The organism is Nitrososphaera sp., from assembly GCA_039938515.1.
Classification (GTDB): domain Archaea; phylum Thermoproteota; class Nitrososphaeria; order Nitrososphaerales; family Nitrososphaeraceae; genus Nitrososphaera.
Genome location: JBDUUL010000001.1, coordinates 69,884 through 87,097, shown reverse-complemented (window position 1 = coordinate 87,097; position 17,214 = coordinate 69,884). Strand labels below are relative to the sequence as shown.

At 50.1% G+C, this 17,214-nt stretch carries 26 protein-coding genes and 1 tRNA gene; 14 read left to right on the top strand and 13 right to left on the bottom strand.

All coding sequences use genetic code 11. From position 1 onward, the window contains the following. Nucleotides 1-48 precede the first annotated feature (48 nt). The gene (gene trxB / locus ABI361_00560) at nt 49-1,011 is read left to right on the top strand and encodes a thioredoxin-disulfide reductase (protein MEO9319143.1); all 963 of its coding nucleotides are present in this window, start codon (nt 49-51) and stop codon (nt 1,009-1,011) included. Between the two features lie 136 nt (nt 1,012-1,147). On the opposite strand, the gene ABI361_00555 is transcribed toward trxB, so the two are convergent. Continuing rightward, nucleotides 1,148-1,272: transfer RNA gene (locus ABI361_00555), tRNA-Ser, on the bottom strand. A gap of 89 nt (nt 1,273-1,361) precedes the next feature. Between ABI361_00555 and ABI361_00550 the strand changes: the two genes are divergently transcribed. After that, nucleotides 1,362-1,805, top strand: a complete 444-nt coding sequence (locus ABI361_00550; protein MEO9319142.1) for a hypothetical protein — start codon at nt 1,362-1,364, stop codon at nt 1,803-1,805. Between the two features lie 7 nt (nt 1,806-1,812). Here ABI361_00550 and ABI361_00545 read toward each other — a convergent pair whose 3' ends face one another. Then, nucleotides 1,813-2,097 carry a PqqD family protein gene (locus tag ABI361_00545; protein ID MEO9319141.1) on the bottom strand — a complete coding sequence of 95 codons (285 nt, stop codon included), beginning with the start codon at nt 2,095-2,097 and terminating at the stop codon, nt 1,813-1,815. Nucleotides 2,098-2,325: 228 nt separating this feature from the next. Here ABI361_00545 and ABI361_00540 point away from each other — a divergent pair, with 228 nt between their 5' ends. Next, nucleotides 2,326-2,709 (top strand): Mov34/MPN/PAD-1 family protein, encoded by a 384-nt coding sequence (locus ABI361_00540; protein MEO9319140.1) that lies wholly within the window; start codon nt 2,326-2,328, stop codon nt 2,707-2,709. Here the strand turns inward: ABI361_00540 and ABI361_00535 are convergent. After that, nucleotides 2,706-2,936, bottom strand: a complete 231-nt coding sequence (locus tag ABI361_00535; protein ID MEO9319139.1) for a hypothetical protein — start codon at nt 2,934-2,936, stop codon at nt 2,706-2,708. The two genes, ABI361_00540 and ABI361_00535, sit on opposite strands and share 4 nt — an antisense overlap. Nucleotides 2,937-3,056: 120 nt before the next feature. On the opposite strand from ABI361_00535, the gene ABI361_00530 reads away from it, so the two are divergent. The 5 genes from ABI361_00530 (at nt 3,057) to ABI361_00510 (ending at nt 6,726) form a co-directional block, all read left to right on the top strand. Continuing rightward, nucleotides 3,057-3,341 carry a hypothetical protein gene (locus tag ABI361_00530; GenBank protein MEO9319138.1) on the top strand — a complete coding sequence of 95 codons (285 nt, stop codon included), beginning with the start codon at nt 3,057-3,059 and terminating at the stop codon, nt 3,339-3,341. Between the two features lie 6 nt (nt 3,342-3,347). After that, nucleotides 3,348-3,683 carry a hypothetical protein gene (locus ABI361_00525; GenBank protein MEO9319137.1) on the top strand — a complete coding sequence of 112 codons (336 nt, stop codon included), beginning with the start codon at nt 3,348-3,350 and terminating at the stop codon, nt 3,681-3,683. A 71-nt stretch (nt 3,684-3,754) separates the two neighbouring features. After that, the gene (locus ABI361_00520; protein ID MEO9319136.1) at nt 3,755-4,492 is read left to right on the top strand and encodes a hypothetical protein; all 738 of its coding nucleotides are present in this window, start codon (nt 3,755-3,757) and stop codon (nt 4,490-4,492) included. Between the two features lie 41 nt (nt 4,493-4,533). Beyond that, nucleotides 4,534-5,565 carry a flap endonuclease-1 gene (gene fen, locus ABI361_00515; protein MEO9319135.1) on the top strand — a complete coding sequence of 344 codons (1,032 nt, stop codon included), beginning with the start codon at nt 4,534-4,536 and terminating at the stop codon, nt 5,563-5,565. Nucleotides 5,566-6,321: 756 nt separating this feature from the next. Further along, entirely contained in the window at nt 6,322-6,726 is a 405-nt protein-coding gene (locus ABI361_00510; protein MEO9319134.1) for a carboxymuconolactone decarboxylase family protein, read from the top strand. 220 nt (nt 6,727-6,946) lie between these two features. Here ABI361_00510 and ABI361_00505 read toward each other — a convergent pair whose 3' ends face one another. The 5 genes from ABI361_00505 to ABI361_00485 form a co-directional block, all read right to left on the bottom strand. Beyond that, nucleotides 6,947-7,096 (bottom strand): hypothetical protein, encoded by a 150-nt coding sequence (locus ABI361_00505; protein MEO9319133.1) that lies wholly within the window; start codon nt 7,094-7,096, stop codon nt 6,947-6,949. 479 nt (nt 7,097-7,575) lie between these two features. Beyond that, nucleotides 7,576-7,848: a hypothetical protein gene (locus tag ABI361_00500; protein MEO9319132.1), complete on the bottom strand. Its 273-nt coding sequence runs from the start codon at nt 7,846-7,848 to the stop codon at nt 7,576-7,578. A gap of 30 nt (nt 7,849-7,878) precedes the next feature. Next, nucleotides 7,879-8,247, bottom strand: coding sequence for a Rieske 2Fe-2S domain-containing protein (locus tag ABI361_00495; protein MEO9319131.1), 369 nt, complete (start codon nt 8,245-8,247; stop codon nt 7,879-7,881). 101 nt (nt 8,248-8,348) lie between these two features. Further along, nucleotides 8,349-8,939 carry a DNA protection during starvation protein gene (gene dps / locus ABI361_00490; protein MEO9319130.1) on the bottom strand — a complete coding sequence of 197 codons (591 nt, stop codon included), beginning with the start codon at nt 8,937-8,939 and terminating at the stop codon, nt 8,349-8,351. A gap of 77 nt (nt 8,940-9,016) precedes the next feature. After that, nucleotides 9,017-9,424, bottom strand: a complete 408-nt coding sequence (locus ABI361_00485) for an archease (GenBank protein MEO9319129.1) — start codon at nt 9,422-9,424, stop codon at nt 9,017-9,019. Nucleotides 9,425-9,525: 101 nt separating this feature from the next. Here ABI361_00485 and hisS point away from each other — a divergent pair, with 101 nt between their 5' ends. Further along, a complete protein-coding gene (gene hisS / locus ABI361_00480) occupies nt 9,526-10,815 on the top strand; it encodes a histidine--tRNA ligase (GenBank protein ID MEO9319128.1) in 1,290 nt (429 codons plus the stop codon). On the opposite strand, the gene ABI361_00475 is transcribed toward hisS, so the two are convergent. From ABI361_00475 to ABI361_00465, 3 genes are all read right to left on the bottom strand, one after another. After that, nucleotides 10,812-11,093 carry a hypothetical protein gene (locus ABI361_00475; protein MEO9319127.1) on the bottom strand — a complete coding sequence of 94 codons (282 nt, stop codon included), beginning with the start codon at nt 11,091-11,093 and terminating at the stop codon, nt 10,812-10,814. The genes hisS and ABI361_00475 overlap by 4 nt on opposite strands. Before the next feature lie 81 nt (nt 11,094-11,174). Beyond that, nucleotides 11,175-11,363: a hypothetical protein gene (locus ABI361_00470; GenBank protein MEO9319126.1), complete on the bottom strand. Its 189-nt coding sequence runs from the start codon at nt 11,361-11,363 to the stop codon at nt 11,175-11,177. Nucleotides 11,364-11,543: 180 nt separating this feature from the next. Beyond that, nucleotides 11,544-11,924: a hypothetical protein gene (locus ABI361_00465; protein MEO9319125.1), complete on the bottom strand. Its 381-nt coding sequence runs from the start codon at nt 11,922-11,924 to the stop codon at nt 11,544-11,546. A gap of 696 nt (nt 11,925-12,620) precedes the next feature. On the opposite strand from ABI361_00465, the gene ABI361_00460 reads away from it, so the two are divergent. From ABI361_00460 to ABI361_00440, 5 genes are all read left to right on the top strand, one after another. Further along, entirely contained in the window at nt 12,621-12,848 is a 228-nt protein-coding gene (locus ABI361_00460) for a hypothetical protein (protein ID MEO9319124.1), read from the top strand. Nucleotides 12,849-12,987: 139 nt separating this feature from the next. After that, nucleotides 12,988-14,703, top strand: coding sequence for a succinate dehydrogenase/fumarate reductase flavoprotein subunit (locus ABI361_00455; GenBank protein ID MEO9319123.1), 1,716 nt, complete (start codon nt 12,988-12,990; stop codon nt 14,701-14,703). A 4-nt stretch (nt 14,704-14,707) separates the two neighbouring features. Continuing rightward, nucleotides 14,708-15,151 (top strand): succinate dehydrogenase, encoded by a 444-nt coding sequence (locus ABI361_00450; protein MEO9319122.1) that lies wholly within the window; start codon nt 14,708-14,710, stop codon nt 15,149-15,151. Nucleotides 15,152-15,154: 3 nt separating this feature from the next. Beyond that, a complete protein-coding gene (locus ABI361_00445) occupies nt 15,155-15,502 on the top strand; it encodes a succinate dehydrogenase (protein MEO9319121.1) in 348 nt (115 codons plus the stop codon). A gap of 2 nt (nt 15,503-15,504) precedes the next feature. Then, nucleotides 15,505-16,371 (top strand): succinate dehydrogenase iron-sulfur subunit, encoded by an 867-nt coding sequence (locus tag ABI361_00440; protein MEO9319120.1) that lies wholly within the window; start codon nt 15,505-15,507, stop codon nt 16,369-16,371. 15 nt (nt 16,372-16,386) lie between these two features. Here the strand turns inward: ABI361_00440 and ABI361_00435 are convergent, their stop codons facing one another. Continuing rightward, complete coding sequence (locus ABI361_00435) at nt 16,387-16,719, bottom strand: iron-sulfur cluster assembly protein (GenBank protein ID MEO9319119.1); 333 nt, start codon at nt 16,717-16,719, stop codon at nt 16,387-16,389. Nucleotides 16,720-16,774: 55 nt separating this feature from the next. Then, nucleotides 16,775-17,068 (bottom strand): hypothetical protein, encoded by a 294-nt coding sequence (locus tag ABI361_00430; protein MEO9319118.1) that lies wholly within the window; start codon nt 17,066-17,068, stop codon nt 16,775-16,777. Between the last annotated feature and the right edge of the window lie 146 nt (nt 17,069-17,214).

Genomic DNA, 17,214 nt, shown 5'->3' with positions numbered 1-17,214 from the left:
CGATGGCGATCGGATTATTAGTCGGCGCCGGATCATTTCCGGACGGACTTGCCTGAAGACGGTCAAGATCGCGCCAAAGACAGCAAGCATTTTGACGTGCTAATCATCGGTTCCGGGCCGGCAGGGTACACTGCAGGCGTTTACACTTCACGCGCAAAGCTCTCGACGCTAATCATATCCGGGACGCTGCCTGGCGGACAATTGATGACTACTAGTGAAGTGGAAAACTATCCAGGCTTTCCAAGCGGCATTTTTGGGCCTGAACTTATGATGAATATGCGGCAGCAGGCCGAGCGGTTTGGGACGACAATCGTTGACGACGAGGTCATTCAGGTCGATTTCAAAAAGCGGCCCTTTACAATCACCACTCACTCTGAAACCTACAGTTCCGAAGCTGTCATTATTTGTACGGGCGCTTCGCCAAGAAAGCTGGGCATCGCTGCAGAGCAGCAGTTTGGGGGGCGCGGCGTATCATACTGCGCCACCTGCGACGGCCCTTTTTTCAAAGGTGAGGACATTGTCGTGGTCGGGGGCGGAGATACTGCCATGGAAGAGGCGACATTTCTTACAAAGTTCGGCAAGTCTGTCAAGGTAGTGCACCGCCGAGACACGCTCAAGGCCAGCAAGATTCTTCAGGAAAAGGCCCTCGAGAACCCCAAGATTGAATTTATCTGGAATAACGCGATCACCGACATCAAAGGCAGCTCGAAGGTTTCAAGCGTGCTAATAAAGGACATCAAGACAGGCAAAGAAAGAACTGTGAACGCCGGCGGAATCTTTGTTGCCATAGGTCACGAGCCAAACACCTCGATTTTCAAGGGCCAGATAGAACTAGACGACAAGGGCTACATCGTGCTCAAGAACAATACAAGGACAAACGTGGAAGGAGTTTTTGCTGCGGGCGACGTGCACGATCACAGGTACAGGCAGGCCATAACAGCCGCGGGATTTGGGTGCATGTCTGCCATCGATGCAGAAAGATGGCTCTCGGAAAGACAGCTCAGGCACTAGTTCCCTGTCTCTGCAAACCATATACGGTGCTCAGAGAAAGACTGTACATCATATTTTGGTCAGCTCCGTCTAGACTCTTCATTGCAGGAGAGATCAAGCGTTTCAAGAATAATTTTGTTTCTTCCCGAGTTGTAAATGGCGCCGGGAGAGGGACTTGAACCCTCGAGTCCCGAAGGACATCAGCTGGCACGTCAAAGTATGTGATCTCGAGGCTGACCCCTATTAGGGTCAAGTTGACTTACCTAGCTTGGGTACCCCGGCCCTTTTCAGCGACTCTTGTTATCGCCTTGTCATTTATGCGTTTTTTATTTGTAATAAAATTATATTCAGGTGCAGTCATCCTGAAGGCAATGAGTATGCTGGCAACCTCGGTTAGAATCCCGACAGTAGAAGAGGTCAGGTCCCTCTCGCTTTCAGACCTTGCCACTGCATCAGCATTGGCCGATGTGCTGCGGGACAGGCTGAGGGAGTATATTCAGATAGACCCTTGCTGTGTCTACGACCCTTTTGGAGACAAAGAGGACGTTTCTTACTCGGTTGTGCTTGACAGGCAGAACCCAAACAGAGTCGTTGCGATAATTGCAAACATAAAAAATCCGCTTCCGCAGCTCCCTTGGTCGAATGTTCTGCAAGAAAGGCTCGCGAGGGTTTCGCTTTCAAAGGAAGAGGCTGCGATGATAAAGCATGAATTGATGCCGAAAGAGACCGCCAACTTTTACCCGTACAGGCGAGGCGGCAGAATTGCAGGCTATATTGCATTCGCTTTTGAAATTTGCGGCCTGCGAGAGACCTGAGGGTTTTTTATTTTAATTCCTTGAGCTCGACTACTGCGATCTTGCGGAGCTGTTGAATCATCTTGCCGAGGGACTTTCTAACATCTTCCTGATCGCCGCTTGAAATTCTAAGAACCTCATGAAACAAATCATCAAAAGTTATGCCGTTACACATATTCCACAATGAAACCGCCGTATCGTTTACCCGGTAGGCCTCGCCACGGTGGTTAATAAGCAACGGCGTTCCGTCTGAGTCGTTCCCGACGCTGCCCCTTCGGAGAATAATTTTTGGACTGTCTTTAGCCAGAAACATTCTTTGTCATCAGGTTACAAATGCTATGCGCACGGCAGGTTATTATCCCTATCTGCAGTAAGATGATTTAGACCTAGAAGACGCGTCAAGCAGAATCTAGGACAAAAATTCTCGCGCGATTATCTCGAAGCCCGCATGAAAATTTGCTTAATGTTAAAATTGATCACGGCACCAAGAGCTAGTTGATTGCAAGGCTCGAACCAGCCGGCGGAGAGACGCGGCCGGGATGTGATTTTAAGTAGGACTGCCGCGGACGGCATTATTACAATTTCAAAGACAAAGCATCCAAACGAAGCGGTGCTAATACTACAGGGCAAGGTTGAAGGGAAAAAAAATCGCATACTTGTAACTGGCCTTGTAATACCGCCGTTCGCTATAAGCGGTCCATACTACTCGGGCTTTCCAGTCTACCAGCTGCCCTCAGACGGTTCTTACATAGGAATGGCTCATTCTCATCCGGGACCATCCAACAAGCCGTCCCCTGAAGACCTGAATCACTTTTTTGGATATGTATCTGTCATCATCTGCTTCCCCTACGAGGACAAAGACATAGCGGCGTATGACAGAAACGGCGGTGCCCTTGACGTCAAAATCTCCGCTGAGCAGTCCTAGCTGGACCTTTTTTTTCTTGGGACAAAGTCAAGCTCGACGCCGTGTTTCTCAGAGTAGCTGAATATGAATGCCTCATCGGGCATCACTGGGAAGCTGGAAAGAAACGAGCCCTTGCACTCTAGGCATCGGTCTGAAGCGCGGGTCTTGTCAAAGAACGTGGCGCACCAGCGGCATGACTCGCAGAGGAGAAACAGAGACGGGGCGGCCACAGCAGGGTTCTTTTGCAATACCTATAGGATTGTAGCCACCGGTTAATTAGCGTGACAGCAAAATTCGCTTTTAAGGGTCCCCATTCTGGAAAACTTAATAAAAGAACAAGGGGATCAGTTATGGTATTCTTGAACTGGATGGCTCAGCAGTTGGTATGGATCATGGCCTCCCTTGCCATAAGCTTCGTTCTAACTTATTTCCTCGGCTGGTGGGGCATCATACCTGCCGTTGGGATTTTCATCGGGCTTTCGTATTATATGCGCAAACGGGCTCTTGCCAAGATGGGTATGGGCGGGGGCGGAGGGTTTGGAGGGATGCTCGGGGGCGGCGTTAACTACGTTTGCATCGCCTGTGGGCACAAGTATAGGGGTGGCGCGTGTCCCAGATGCGGCTCCAAAATGAAACGTGCAGACTTTGGTTAGGCTAACATGACCCTAGAGCAGCTGCGCGCCCAGGCGCTATTTCAAAATTCCATCGATGTCTGGATAAAGTACTGCGAGGAACGTTCCGGGGAATGGTATGACACCGATATGTATCGGAATTTCGTCCGGCACCTTCAGGCAAGTGGGGTCAAGATGCAAAAGTTCCCGCTTTGCATAAAGGAATCTGGAGGAATGTACGAACGGACCAGGGACAAGGCCAAATTCCTCGAAGAATTATCAAAAATACCTTCGGACGATGCCGCGGCTTTTACCATCAAGTTGGGGAGTGACACCATCGCTGCAATTCGCGGCTTTCAAGTCAACCAAGGTCTAGAAAAGTAAACCGGATTGCACAGTTGATTTATCAGGAAGCCGTAAAGGCAGTATCGATCAACAGAACAGGGGCTATGAGTATGGCGCGCGATGATTTGCCGGTGGGAGTCGAAGAGGTCGAAACTGGAGAGGTTCAGGCTGAGTTCCAAAATACCACGTCACTGGTCGGCTCGGAAAAGAACGTCGATTTTGATAGCATTATCGGCTATGACGATGTCAAACGTCTTTTTCAGATGTCATTTGGTTCCGAAAAACCGGTCCACATACTTCTGGTCGGGCCGCCTGCATCGGCCAAGACCTTGTTCATGCTAGAATGCATGAAGCTGGAGCGATCGTATTTTACACTTGGCAGCCACAGCACCAAGTCAGGCATGATAGACTATCTTTTCGATAAAAGACCGCGATATCTTATCGTGGATGAAATCGAGCACATGCCGATGAAGGACCAGACTGCGCTTCTGAGCCTGATGGAAACCGGCATAGTTTCTGAAACCAAGTACCAGAGGACCAGAAACACTCAGCTAAAGACATGGGTCTTTGCGACAAGCAATGGAACCGATAGGATGCTTACCCCGCTATTATCTCGCTTCGTGGTCCTTTACTTCCGGCAGTATTCTTTTGCAAGTTTTCAGGAAGTATGCGCGCACATCCTCAAGCGAGAGGGAATTTCGCCGGAGGTTGCCGCCGCGGTGCCGGATGCGGTATGGAACAAGCTAAAGTCAAAGGACATCCGAGACTGCGTGAAGCTCGGGAGGCTTGCCAAATCGGCGGAGGAAGTCTCGTGGCTTGCGCAGACCTTGCGAAACTACACCAAGTAAACGCAAAGACAGAAATTTTCGAGGCTCCCAAGAACAGCTCCATGGGCCTTGACCTAAAACCGCTGCTAGGAGACTCTGTTAGACCGATAAAGCTAGCTGATCTGACAAACAAGGTAGTTGCCATAGACGCGTTTAACACGATTTACCAGTTTCTGTCCATTATTCGCGGGCCGACGGGAGAACTCTTGACGAACAGCAAAGGTGACGTTACAAGCCACCTTAGCGGCCTTTTTTACAGGAACATTAACCTGCTTGTCGAGGGCATCAGGCCCCTGTACGTTTTCGACGGCCAAGCACACGAGCTTAAAACGCATGAGATCCAGAGGCGAAGCAAGATGAAGCAGGAGGCGGCAGAAAAATACAGGCTTGCGGTAGAAGAAGGCAGAGAGGAAGACGCAGTAAAGTATGGAAAGCGAACTGCAATCCTGACAGCGCGAATGGTTGAGGAATCGAAACGGCTCTGCGAACTCCTCGGGATTCCGGTGGTTCAGGCACCGGCGGATGGCGAGGCAGCCGCTGCGCAACTGACGAGAAACGGGGCTGCCTACTGCGCAGCCAGCCAGGACTACGACTCTATCCTTTTTGGAGCCAAAAAGCTCGTAAGGAATTTGGCAATCAGCGGCAGGCGCAAGGTGCCCAACAAGAGCTCATACGTAGAGGTCGAGCCTGAACTGATAGAGCACGACGACGTTCTAAATGAAGTCGGCCTGTCGCACGAGCAGCTGGTTGACGTGGGTATTCTGATAGGCACCGACTTTAACCCTGGAGGATTTCAGGGCATAGGCCCCAAGACCGCGCTCAAACTTGTCAAGCAATACGGTCGCCTTGAGGCGATTGAAAAGATTAAGGATGAACTGGAAAAGGTGCCGTATCAGGAAATCCGCGATATATTTCTAAAAAGCGAGCAGCCACGAGATGCAATATCGATTGCGTTCGGCCAGGCAAACCGCGAAAAACTGATTGATTTTTTGTGTGTCGAGATGGGCTTCTCAGCCGACAGGGTCACCGGAACTCTGGACAAACTGCACAAGGCCGTGGAAAGCAAGAGCCAGTCACTTGAACAATGGTTTTGAGAAGCATCAAAATAGTCTCCGTATTCAACGCGTCTTTCTTTTCCGTGCAGGAAATCTCGGACAGTTCTATTTAGGCTTACTCCTGTCATTCAGTGCTTTTAATCTTAACCGGCGACTAAAGCTTATTTCGAGCACGCATTCCTATCGAACAAGGCCAACTAGCCAATATTCAGCGTCAAGATTGCAGTAAGCGGACTTCCAATGTTTGTCTCAAGTGCTTCGCTTCACGGTTATTAACATGGGTTCTTGATAGCTAACCTGCACGTTAATTCGTGCAGGCAGGGGCGTTGGTTCGATGTGGTTCAGACATTTGGACTTGCCCCTGCTTCTCTTAATAGAAATGGCTGCCGCTATACTTCAGACTGACAAATCTCGTATTTAGGCATTAGTTAGATATACTGGAGGGGTTCTAGAACCGATGAGCGAAAACCCAAAGCGCTAGTCGATGCCGTCGCCGCACTTTTGGCCCGGGAAGTTGACAGTAATTATTGCGTTGCAGCTTGGGCATACACTAGTCTAATTCATTGGCTAGTGTAATGTGGGCTATCAAATTAATCGCGGTGCTCTGGGCCTGGCCGACTAGCTGCATGATAAAGTCTTTTGCCTGATTCAAAGATGTCGGCAAAGTCAGTTAGCGCCTCCGTTTTGTTGATACCGCCGGACAGCCCCTTATTCTAGAATGTCTTTGCATCCACGCTAGAACCACTCCTGTCGGCAACTACCATGCTTACTAGAAGCGCCCCTTATCGATACCTGATGAATTATCAGGAAACAATAAATGAGATACAAACCACGTTTGGCAGCGTACCCGGATTCTTTGACGGCGTGCCGCAAGACGTTCTAGTGCAAATGTGGCCTATCATGAAAACGTACATGATGGGACAGTCGAAAATTTCGCCAAAGAACAGAGAGCTAATCAGCTTGGCGGTGGCGGCAACTTTGAAGTGCCCATACTGTGAGACGTTCCATCGAGGAGCCGCTCAAATGCATGGTGCAACAAACGAGGAGCTGGCAGAGCTGGGTGCGATAGTAGGCCAAGTCACATTCTGGAGCTCTGTTCTGCATACCATGAACTACGACATGGCTACGTTCATGAAAGAGTTCCAGGCAATAGGCGAGCATTTCGCAAAAAAGCAGGCTGCAATGCCTAGGACAACATAAAGATCAGATTGGGAAGACCGGTTTGGCTGACGCCTCTATCCTTGTATCACCAACGTTGAGAAGGGCCAGGGGAACCAGCTTTTCAAGAACCGAAGCCGGACATACTCATGCCGCCAGGTGCAGCCTAGCCCCGAAATTGGTGTGCACTACCTCATCGGGTGCATGCCAGTTAAACCTGTTGGTGTGATGTTATGGTTTGGCTTGTGGGCCGTTAATGGCGTCATAAACCGCGGTCAGAATCGTTGTTCTCCACTTTGCCAGTGTGTGTCTTTTGGTTGTGCTTCTGGGCATCGACCTCTGAATCAAAGAGCTCGCCGCATTTGTCACAACTGTATGCGATTTCGGGTTGCGGAAATTCAGCAGATGACATACTGATCTATACACATCCGTCGCTTATACACAGTTTGGTTGCCAGCCCTCGCCTGAGCAGTAAGCAAGCCCGCGGCTGCAGTGGTTTGAAAAAAAAGAAAACGAAGTATGCTCAGACGAACATACGAATTACATGGGCTAGGACCAACGTCCCAAGCGCCGAAAGGGCGGCAGTTGCTAGAAGGTTTTGAAATTGCTCCATGTTAGCCGCAAACCGAAAGTAGGTTTTAAAGTACTAGGCAATTCTACCGCTCTCGGTTGTTTTTGCTGACACTTTCAGTACGGCCCGAAGAACTGCTTGCCAGATTCCGATATTGGAATCTTTGAGAAATGCGCTGTGTCTCGATCCCGGTTTTTGCTATAGCCTACTTTGGAATGCTCTGAATGCCCTTCTTCAAGTCCTCTAGTGTCATGACTGGGTGAAACCCCACTTTTGCTCCCATCCTAAACAATGGTTCTAGGGAACCATCGAGTGTAAACCTACCAGTAGGCGCTATCGCTTTCTACTTCCTGTCGTTCATTGGTATTCCTCTTCGCTTGTAGGAATTCTCGAACGCCATCAAGGCCCTTGTAAAGTCCCTCGGGGGCGAAGATGGAAGGGGCTTTCGTGGTCGGCAGTTCGCCGCAGCAGCTCTCCTCAAACTTTCGGATATGATACTCGACAAACTCGACTTGCTGCTCCGACAGCAGCGTCTTGGCAACCTGCGAATCGTGCGTGTCGTCCACAAGCAAGACCGGCTTTCTCTTTTTCACCACCACGACTCATCTACTCCGACTTCAATATTATTTGTTCAACTGAGCGCCTTGATTGTCAAGCCTGATGTACACTGCGCCGTCCTGCTCGATAATGTCGTACGACTCTAGGTCGCCCGACTGTCGCCAAGCGGGGCTCTGCTCCATCCACGTCTCTTCCTTTTTCCAGGACTTCATTTTGACGAGACGCCCGTTAAAGACGTTATACTCGTATCCATGCATGTAGCATACAACGTTATCACCTTCGATATGCCCAAGCGCCAGGGACGCTCCCCTGTGAGGACATGTATTGTTGCAGGCAAAAAGCCTCCCGTGAATCCTGCCGGCAAGAACTTCAACTTGGCCTATCTGAAACTTTTTCATTTTACCGTCTGCAAGTTCTTCACTTTGGCAAATCATGGTCAAAGTCATGAGCCAAGAAACCATTCCCAAACATTTGATGCTTTCCAGCGGTATTTGCTGACACGTGAAAAAAAGAAAAGGAAAGGAACCTGAAAAATCTACAGGTGTATCAGGTTGCCCTGAGCGCCTGTGTGTGGAGACTGGCCAGCGAACTTGCGTCTAAAGTGGCCTGAAGGTCTCTTTGACAGCAGCTCAATAAACCAAGCCTCGTGTTCTACCTCCTCTTGCATGATCCTCTGGGCAATGTCATAGGTGCGCGGATCCTTGCCGCTTGCGGTCAGATCACAAACCTCAGACCAGGAGCGAATAGCGCACTGCTCTGCTTCAAGCAGAACCTTCATTATGGAAGTCAGGTCCTGCCAGTTGTCAGGCAAATAGGCGTCCGGGCACCCGGCCTGGTCTGCAAACTTGCGAATGTCGCGCGGGAGGCTTCCGCCAAGCTCATAAAGGCGAGGAACCATCGCCTCAAAGTGGTTTCTGTCTTCTATTCTTGCGTCTTCTACGATTTCCTTTATGCCCTCGCCGTCAAGGCCGGTGCAATGCATCCTCAGAATGGTATAGTAGTAGTACGTGGTGAATTCGGCGCCCACCCCTGCTGTGAGCAGTTTGATTAGTTTCTGGACATCGACTCCTCTCTTCTCCAAAGCTTCTATAGCTACTACCTTGATTGGCTCGTGAGATGAACTCATGACGCAATTGCTCCTAGATAATAGTATAAAAAGTTTTTATGCCCACATATCTGGCGTCGTAAAGGCCTGTTTCTTTCCTAGAGATCTAGCAGAAAGCGAACTGTAGTCTCGCCCTTTTTCCTGTCAATAGACATTTCGTGGTAGGTCACTGCCTTGATCTCGACCTTGTAAGGATGCCTGGCTAGGTCAAGCGGCTCTCCTGAAACCTTTCCGTGGAGCGAGTACTTTCCGTCCTTTTCCACGATTTCGACTTTGAACAAACACATCACGAATCTGTCGACGAGAAGAACAAGCATGACCTTGTCGAGCCACTCGAATAAAAGCTCAGTAAGGCTTTCTGCCTGCACCGACAGTTCCAAGGTAGCTATGGGCTTCACCGTCGTTACGTCAACCATTGTGTCGTTTAGTGCAAGCGCTGCGTTTTCAAACGCCTCGTTAAGGGTTGGCCCATAGGCCTCAATGACGGCATCTGTCATATGGTCCAAGAATCTGTATCCGCCGGCCAATCCGCAATATTGACCTGTGCAAGTCTCTTATAACTCAGAGCGCAAAATCTAAATGCGCTGGCAAAACGCGTACAAGCGTAGTGGTAAAGCTTGACCTTCCAAGAGGCATGCGCGACCTCGAGCCGGGAGATTTTGCATCTATAAATTACGTAAAGGAAAAGTTTCTCCAAACCGCTGAGGCGTTTAACTTTCAGATCATGGAACCAACACCGGTTGAGCTGCTGGCAACTATGGAAGCCAAAAGTGGCGCCGCTATTTCAAACGAAACGTATTCTTTCATGGACAAGGGCGATCGCAAGGTCGCTCTTCGCTTTGACCTGACAATTGGGCTTACCCGTTACGTTGCAAGCAGGAGGGACCTGAAGTTCCCCCTAAAGCTCGCATCATTTGCAGGTGTTTGGCGCTACGACGAGCCCCAGGCAGGCAGGTACAGGTACTTTCACCAGTGGGACATTGAAGTGTACGGCCCTTTTAGCGTCGAGTCTGATGCAGAGGTGATCGCGTTTGTTGCGCGATTTTTCCAGACGCTTGGCCTGAAGGTAAAAATTCATGTTAATGACCGCCGACTTCTGGAGGAGTTTATCCGCACAAATTTGAGTGCTAGCGACGAACGGGAGATTGGCGAAATGTTCAGGGCAGTGGACAAACTGCCAAAAAAAGGCAGAGAAGCGATCATCAAGGAGTATGAAGGCAAAGTGCAACCAGATAAGCTCCTGGACCTACTGGATATCTGCTCTCATAAGGGCAGCGCCCAGGACCTGCTCGCGGGACAGCCGAACATTTCTAGTCTCGCAAGCTGGCCGTTTCTGACAGATCTCATGGCATCCCTGAATTCCAGAGGCGTCGAAAACGTAGTCATTGACCTTGGAGTAGTTAGGGGCTTGGACTATTACTCGGGTACAGTGTTTGAGGTCTTTGACCTGGCGGACCCCGGCGCGGGTGCACTTGTCGGCGGCGGAAGGTATGACTCTCTCACTTCCGCGTTTGGAAGAAGCGAAATTGGAGCCACTGGCGCTGCGGGTGGGATTGAGCGAATTGTGTTATCGCTTCAAAGCAAAAGCTTGTTGCCTTCTCAAAAGAAAAAGCTCGTATACGTTGCATCAGCGGCCGAATCGGCGCGGCACACTGCGTTGGAAGTTGCTTCAAAGTTACGCGGGCAGAATATAGCAACCGACTATGACATGATGAAGAAAAACCTCAGAAAGCAGCTTGAGGATGCGTCAGCTAAGGACGCGGACGCCGTCATAATCCTGGCGGAAAGCGAATTGCAGAGTGGGAAGTTTACCCTCCGCAACATGAAGACAGGTAACGAAAGTCAGCACAAGCTCAATGACATAGTGGAAGCAGTAAGGCAATCGCTCAATCCTTAGAGCTTCATCATGGCGATGCTTTTCATTTTGACAAGGCCACTCTTCTTCTTTTCATAGACCAGCCTGACTACAAGATCCGGCGGGTCAAAGCTGGCATAAATATCGCCGGGCTCGAGCAACTGAATGTCATAGTTTACTTCAATTCGGTCAGACGGGATGCCGCACTTTTCCAAGAGCGACCTGCTTCGGTCGACGATATCGTTATCGGAGGTGTTTGGAGCCAAGAACGCTCTGAACGTTGGCGAGTCGGAAACGAATCTGCTCAGATCCACTGACAACTAGATGGCAAGCGAGAATCAACCGCTATTAACGTTCGGAAATGCGAAGGGCAAACAAAACAAAAAGGCTCCGGAGCCGCCTTAAACTAGTTCTTCAAGGACTTCTGCGGCTACCGCGGCTAACATGAGGAACAGCGACTTCCTGCTTCGAAACAGCGAGAACCTGTGAGACCTGTCAAGCATTTGTGATAGAAATGTGTGTAATGCAGGATAGCCTGAAGTTCCTAAGACGTTTATTACAGGCAAAGCCATTGCTGAAAGGGTTTGCATTACTCATGTCCACAGGTCAAGTTTCGCCTCACGGGAATATAATGTCAGCCTGACAAATGGAGGCTGCTTTCGCTTTTATCTCAAGGAAGAGCCTGGCCTGATGTTTCACGAATCGGGCGGATTCAATCAGCATTCGGCGCTATGCGATGCCAGATCTTGAAAGTATGGTACTTTTCAGAACTAGTGTCGGAGCTCGCTTCTACTGTGCGGGCTTTTCAGGCCGACTACGCGAAAGTTGTACTGCGTGCCAAAGTTCTGCCTATACATTCTGGCGTAGCTTTCCGCGGCATCGTGTGTTGAAAAGAAAATGCGCAGTCCGTCAATCGAAGTCTGCTGGTCAAACAGGTCGGTAACATCTATGCGATAAGCCGTTGGCAGCCGCTTTGCCTGACGGAGCAAGAGAAAGACGCTGATCGCGCAAAACAGCACCGCAGCGGCAAATACGATAGCAAATTCGAAACCTCTCGTAAAAGTGATAAACGGACTTACAAGATAATTGTTAATCCATGTCTGGGTAAGGCCAAAGGCCTGAACGAGAACGTCAGCGATGGGTCCGAACAATATACGCGTTCTTTGTCATTCAAATTATAAGGTTTTTGGTGTTGTAATTGCTAGTACAACGTTCAGTATATAGTTCCTTACTTTTCGAAGTCTGCTGCATTCAAATCAAATTCCTATGGGAATTATCCGAACCAGAATTCTGTTCACAAGACCCCGCACTTGACTGCCCCCTCTTCTCCGCCAACCCGTTGGTTTTTGTCTGATGCGGATGCGTGCCGTTGGTCAGGTCTGCCACGTAGCAGTTCACCGCGCTATTCAATTGAAATCGGGGGGTCATGCGGAGATTCAAGTCCGCACGCCAACCGCCATTCGCGGGCTGTCCAGACTGCGAGATTACTTTTTTTCGGGTCAATCTCAAACCCCCTTTATGCGGCCCTTTAATTCGCTATCTTCGGCAGCCAGCATTCTTGACGCATGAGTAAGCTCCAAAAATGCAAGCCACCCTCGATCTGAAATCACCGGGTGGTCTCAAATCTCGCTGGCTCTAGACTTTGCGAACTATCGAGCTCGCATTATCACGTCCGTTCAGGTTGTGCGCGGTCAATGCAAAGTAGTCAGGAAAGAATTACTTCTTTACAGTTTGGTGTTTATCTTTTAGGCGCCTGTCGAAAAAACGGGCATTAAACAGCCCCCATTCCGTTTTTTCCAAAATCTAACATACAGTCGGATAAATACGGATCATGCCCAAGTTTGAACATGAATAGGAGCATGGTCCCGGAAAAGATTTCACAATTGCGATACAGGCTTGAGGAGACAGACAGCGCACTCGAAGCACTGTGGAAGAAGGCAGAATATGACGGCAAGCGGCAGTCGGGAGACGTTTACCACTCTGTCTACCATGAACGCGCCGACTTTCTGCAAAAGGTCTACAGGGAATTCAAGAACAAATTTCTCGACAGCGAAGAAGGAGACCCAAAGATCTAGAAAGCGTTTACCCGAGCAGGGGGCTATCTTATTCATTTACGCCCAATGCTAATATTTTCGCATTGAAATGTGAAAATACTAACCAATCGACAAAGATATTTATGACAACCGAAGTTCAAGTCGATTGGGATACTATCCGTTGGCGGATGCCATTTCTCATGATATTGTAATTGTAGGCTCAGGTCTTGCAGGCCTGCGAGCGGCAATTGCAGCGGCGTCTGTCGACAGCAAGCTTAGCATCGCTGTTATCTCAAAAGTGCAGGTAATGCGCTCGCACTCAGTTTCGGCTGAGGGCGGCACGGCTGCAGTCATTTATGAAGACGAAGGGGACAACAGGGAATCTCATATCTACGACACGATAAAGGGGAGCGACTTTTTGGCCGATCAGGACGTGGCCGAACGCCTAGTAAACAACATGCCGCGCGAAATATTTCAGTTGGACCACTGGGGCATGCCGTGGTCCAGACGCAAGGATGGCGGAATCGCGCAGCGCAAGTTCGGAGGATATTCCTTTCCCAGGGCAACTTTTGCGCAGGACAAGGTCGGATTTTACGAGATGCAGACGCTCTACGACACCTGCCAGAAATACGATAATATTCAATTCTACAACGAATGGTTCTGTACCTCAATTCTCAAGGACGGCAACAGGTTTCAGGGCCTCACTGCAATAGAAATGAAGTCGGGAGCATTTACCGTCATAAGTGCTCCGGCGGGCATCATCTGCACAGGCGGCGCTGGCAGGATTTTCAGCTTCTCAACTTATGCATATTCCTCGACCCCGGATGGTCTGGATATGGCCTTTCGCGCTGGGCTTGCTCTGAAGGATATGGAGTTTGTCCAGTTTCATCCCACCGGAATCCTGCCTTCCGGCATACTAATCACGGAAGGAGCTAGGGGAGAAGGTGGGTACCTTGTGAACAACAAGGGTGAGCGTTTCATGCAAAAATATGCGCCAGGCAAGCTCGAGCTTGCTCCGAGAGACGTAGTGTCAAGGTCAATGATTAAGGAAATCCAGGAAGGGAGGGGATTCAAACACGAAACCGGGGCAGAATGCCTCAAGCTTGACCTCACCCACCTTGGCGCTGATCGAATCAAAGAGGTACTGTCAGGAATTCGGGAAATCGGAATAAAGTTTTCTGGCATTGACATTATCGACGAGCCAATCGAGGTTCGTCCGGTCTGTCATTACATGATGGGCGGAATCCACGCGAACGTCGATGGCGCGACTGAACTTGAAGGACTGTGGACTGCTGGCGAGGCGGCTTGCAACAGCACCCACGGGGCGAATAGGCTTGGAGCCAACTCGACATCAGAGTGCATCGTATGGGGAAAGATTACGGGAGAACTTGCGGCGAATTACGCTCTGGCTGGCAAAAAGGGCTCGGTTCCTGAGCAGCAGGTGATAGAAGAAGAGAAGCGAATCTACGATGGCGTTTTTAGGGGGTCAGGCGGTGTAAACCCGTACGAGGTGCGCAAGCAGCTGACCGACACCATGGACGACAAGGCATATGTTTTCAGAAATGAGCAGGGTCTAGCCGAGGCCCTGAAGAAAGTGAGGGCACTAAAGGCATCCGCATGGAAACATGTAGACGACAAGGCAAAAGAATACAACACGAACTTTGTCAACGTTATGGAGATAGATTCAATGCTCAGAACAGCCGAAGTTGTGCTGATAGGCGCGCTTAACCGCAAAGAGTCTCGCGGAGCACATTCGAGGACCGACTATCCTTATCGTGACGATGCGAACTTTCTGCGCCACACGCTTGCATATTATGCAGGCAATGAAGACGGGCCCAAGATGGCATGGCACCCGGTGACCTTTACGCGGTACGCCCCAGTTGAGAGGAAATATTGATAAAATGACATCACTTGAAGACCGCAATAACAGGGAAGGGCTCAGGGCATGGTTGAATCCGTCGCGATACGGCTGGGAGAGGATATCCTACTGGCTGCAGAGGCTTACCGGCGTCGGCCTGCTCGGATATTTTATCGGTCATATTTATGAGACAAGCTCATTGACCCGCGGACCGGATGCATGGCAGGCCATGCTGTCGCTGACCCAGACGCCGCTTGGGCACATGATCCTCATTCTGGTAATCGGCATGAGCACTTACCACTCGGTCAACGGAATCAGGTTGATTTTCGCCCATGGTGGAAAGGGCCTCGGTAAGCCGGGACGGCCGGATTATCCCTATGACGCTGTTTCGCTGAATTACAGGCAGAGATCGGGGATCTGGGTTGCGCTGATACTTGCTGCCGTTGCAATGCTCTACGGGGCCATGGTGCTGTTCGGGGAGGATTAGGCTGTGAGAGAGAGCCAGATAATGAAAATACACTACATAACGGGAATTGCGGCACTGTTTGTGGTAGCAGTGCACATCATGATGAGGCTTATAATGCCATTTGGACTTAGCCTCGGTTACAATAACGTTATAGCAAACTACAGCAACATGCCTTACGCCATACTGTTAGAATCAATTCTCGTGCTGATCGCAATACACGGTTTCAACGGGCTGCGGATCATACTCCTTGAGCTCAGGCAAAACAAGCATTGGGAGGATGCGGTAACGGCCGGTACTATAGCAGGAGCGATGGGCATTATTGGCTTCGGCACCAGAACAATCTTGGTGGCAAACGGTCTTGGGATGCAATAAAAATGGAACAGGTTAAAGTCGCGGAACAGTCAGATGCAAAGCACACCGAAAAGGCTCACAAGCAGGAAAAGGAAACCCTGCGATCCTCCGTCACGCTGCGCGTTTTTAGGGCAAACAGAAAGACATCAGAGCATGCGCACTTTGACACCATTGAAGTCCCGGTCCAGCGCTGGACTACGGTGCTTGATGCACTTCTCTATGCCAAGTCATACAAGGATTCGAGCATTGGGATAAGGTACTCCTGCAGGATGGCGTCGTGCGGCTCATGCGGGATGAAGATAAATGGAATTCCACGACTTGCATGCTACACCAAGGTTTCGGAACTTTCGGGGAGCTCGATAACCATTGAGCCGCTTTCCAACTTTCCGCACATCCGCGACCTTGTCACTGACTTTACGCAGTTCTTCAAGCACCATCACGATGTCAAGCCCTACATACTAGGAGACGACCCCGTAGCCCCGGCGAATTCAGGGCAGGGGGCGGAGGGTGAGACATACACTGAGAATATCCAGACGCCGGAAGACGTCGACAAGTATCTTCAGTTTTCATACTGCATAAAATGCGGTTTGTGTTATTCGGCGTGCCCTACAGTTGCAACCGACACCAAGTTCCCCGGCCCTCAGGCGCTGGCCCAAGCGTACCGCTACACGGCGGATACGAGGGACGCGGACACAAAAAGCAGGCTAAACGTTCTAGACGACCGCCACGGTATCTGGCGATGTCATTTCGCGGGATCATGCAGTTCCGTATGCCCCAAGGGCGTGGATCCGGCGCTTGGGATCCAGCTTTTGAGAGGACACCTGCTAGGATTCTCTAAGAATGAAAATAGGGTCGCCGAGAAGAAAAGGAAAACACTTGACCTGCTCTAACAGCAGGCAGCAGACCTACTGTGTTTTTGTCGGATACTTGCTTTCGTTTACTTGCTTGTTAATCGCGTCAGCCATGAAGTGATTGCTGACGTTGACTTTGACTTCCGAGATCTTGGGCAATCTGTAAATGTTGTCCCTCACGTCTTGGGCAATCTTGAATCCAAAAACGGCAGGACAAAAAGGGCTTGTCAGGTGAAGGTCGACATTTACCTTGTCATTATTGATGTCAACTTTGTCAACCAGTTCCAGCTCCATGATAGAGACACCGATTTCCGGGTCGACGATCTTTGTTAGCTCGTCAAAGATCTTGCGACGGATCTGCTGCAATTCCTGCTCTTGGGTGCTCATAATAGACAAAGTTCTCAAGTACTCTATTTAACCATTGCATCCGACGGCGTGCCCGCTAAATGAAAAGCACGCACGCCTTGCCGTCGAGGTGAAGGGCCTCGATAATCCTGCGTCGGGCCGAGGCTTGCTCGCCTGCATCGATCGTCTCGATAAGGTCCTTTATAACGACGTCCGTCTTTTCCCCGATTTTATAGCCAAGGACGACCAGGGCAGCGGCATGCTGCTCTGCATGAGGTGTCTTGACCACGTAATAGAGGAGGTCTCTCTCCTGATATCTGACGCTCCGGCAATCTCTCAAGTCATCTGGGTATTCTACCAGTCTCCGCGGCTCGGTTAGCGCTGTCGCCATTCTTAGTCAGGCCATTCTGCCCCTTATGATATAATTTGCCGTCAGCTCAACGAAGCTAACAAAACAACACGACGGAATTAGCTTGCGCCACTGGTTAAAACTAAAATAATACAAACACGGTAGGCGCTTAAAACGCTAAGCTTTTA

Bases quoted from the DNA above. Each gene is read 5' to 3' on its own strand.
- ABI361_00550 (MEO9319142.1), top strand. From the start codon at position 1,362: ATGAGTATGCTGGCAACCTCGGTTAGAATCCCGACAGTAGAAGAGGTC.
- ABI361_00545 (MEO9319141.1), bottom strand. From the start codon at position 2,097: ATGTTTCTGGCTAAAGACAGTCCAAAAATTATTCTCCGAAGGGGCAGC.
- ABI361_00530 (MEO9319138.1), top strand. From the start codon at position 3,057: ATGGCTCAGCAGTTGGTATGGATCATGGCCTCCCTTGCCATAAGCTTC.
- ABI361_00525 (MEO9319137.1), top strand. From the start codon at position 3,348: ATGACCCTAGAGCAGCTGCGCGCCCAGGCGCTATTTCAAAATTCCATC.
- ABI361_00520 (MEO9319136.1), top strand. From the start codon at position 3,755: ATGGCGCGCGATGATTTGCCGGTGGGAGTCGAAGAGGTCGAAACTGGA.
- fen (MEO9319135.1), top strand. From the start codon at position 4,534: ATGGGCCTTGACCTAAAACCGCTGCTAGGAGACTCTGTTAGACCGATA.
- ABI361_00510 (MEO9319134.1), top strand. From the start codon at position 6,322: ATGAATTATCAGGAAACAATAAATGAGATACAAACCACGTTTGGCAGC.
- ABI361_00505 (MEO9319133.1), bottom strand. From the start codon at position 7,096: ATGTCATCTGCTGAATTTCCGCAACCCGAAATCGCATACAGTTGTGAC.
- ABI361_00495 (MEO9319131.1), bottom strand. From the start codon at position 8,247: ATGATTTGCCAAAGTGAAGAACTTGCAGACGGTAAAATGAAAAAGTTT.
- dps (MEO9319130.1), bottom strand. From the start codon at position 8,939: ATGAGTTCATCTCACGAGCCAATCAAGGTAGTAGCTATAGAAGCTTTG.
- ABI361_00470 (MEO9319126.1), bottom strand. From the start codon at position 11,363: ATGCAAACCCTTTCAGCAATGGCTTTGCCTGTAATAAACGTCTTAGGA.
- ABI361_00460 (MEO9319124.1), top strand. From the start codon at position 12,621: ATGAATAGGAGCATGGTCCCGGAAAAGATTTCACAATTGCGATACAGG.
- ABI361_00450 (MEO9319122.1), top strand. From the start codon at position 14,708: ATGACATCACTTGAAGACCGCAATAACAGGGAAGGGCTCAGGGCATGG.
- ABI361_00440 (MEO9319120.1), top strand. From the start codon at position 15,505: ATGGAACAGGTTAAAGTCGCGGAACAGTCAGATGCAAAGCACACCGAA.
- ABI361_00435 (MEO9319119.1), bottom strand. From the start codon at position 16,719: ATGAGCACCCAAGAGCAGGAATTGCAGCAGATCCGTCGCAAGATCTTT.
- ABI361_00430 (MEO9319118.1), bottom strand. From the start codon at position 17,068: ATGGCGACAGCGCTAACCGAGCCGCGGAGACTGGTAGAATACCCAGAT.